This window comes from Paraburkholderia sp. 2C, assembly GCF_054589215.1.
In genome coordinates this window covers 1-1,232 of record NZ_BAAILL010000003.1, presented here as the reverse complement: position 1 = coordinate 1,232, position 1,232 = coordinate 1, and the positions used below count along the sequence as shown (strand labels likewise).

The 1,232-nt window shown below is 63.6% G+C and carries 1 protein-coding gene; it reads right to left on the bottom strand.

All coding sequences use genetic code 11. The features are described 5' to 3' along the window. The coding region (locus ACYPXD_RS00020; protein ID WP_459706077.1) for a glucoamylase family protein at nt 1-1,232 on the bottom strand (1,232 nt) is incomplete at both ends.

Below are 1,232 nucleotides of genomic sequence, written 5' to 3'. Positions count from 1 at the left end.
TCGCCGGAAACCAGCACGTCCATGGTCGTGGTCAGCGATCCGTCGCGGCGGGTAAACTCCGCATGATCTTCGCCGAACACGACGTCGCCGGATTCGGCTTCCGCGGCGCACGGTTGCGCGCTGGCAGACCATACCTCGGTGCCCAGCGTATCGCGCAGATAGATGAACGAGCCCCAGTGATCGCGGGTGGCGTCTTCGCGCCAGCGCGTGATCGCGAGTTCGCGCCAGCGGCTGTAACCGGCGCCGGTAGCGGTGAGCATCACCACATATCGTCCATTGGACAGCAGATGCGTAATCGGCGGCCCGCTGGCCGCCGTCGTCTGGTCGATGCGCCGCAGCGTCGGCGGCATCGCACAGGTGTCCACTGCGGACGTATTCACTTCCTCCGCGCGCGGATGCGCCACGGCGACGTCGCGCGGCATGCGTTCCTGCAGCAGCAGTTCGCTTGCCTGAATCATTGGTTCGCGATGAAAGCGCGCTCGCATCACTGCATCGAGCAAGGTGTTTGCGATTGCAACGATCGTCATGCCCTGATGGTGAGCCATGAAACTGCGGACAATCGCGAAGTGCTGCGCATCGGGCAGACGGGCACGGGTAAAATCAAGGGCTTCGTAAAAGCCGTAGCGGCCCATCGCGCCCAGTTTCGCGAGTTGCGCATAGTTTTCGAGGGCGGCCTGCGAGGCGACCATGGTCGCCAGACCCGTCGCATAAGGTGCGACGACGCGGTTTTCGGAGAGGCCGCGTTTCAGGCCGAGGCCGGGTACGCCAAAATTCGAATACTGATAGTTGAACTCGATGTCGCGGGCCTGATACGCGGACTCCGAGATACCCCATGGCATGTCGAGCGACCGCGCGTATGACCTCTGCCGTTCCACGACCAGTCGGCTGGTCTGTTCAAGCAGACTGCCGACCGGCGCGCGCATCACCAGCGACGGCATCAGATACTCGAACATCGACCCCGACCACGAAATCAGCGCGGAACCGCTGCCGACCGGCGTCGCGGCGCGGCCGAGACGAAACCAGTGACGCGTCGTCACATCTGCCTTGGCGATGGCAAACAGGCTCGCGAGCCGCGCTTCGGACGCGAGCAGGTCGTAACAGCTCGCGTCGAGGCTGTTATCCGCTTGCGAATAGCCGATCGACAGCAGCTTGCGATCCTGGTCGAGCAGAAACGAGAAGTCCATACCGAGCGCCATCTCGCGCGACGTGTCGGCCAGCGAGCGCAGACGTGC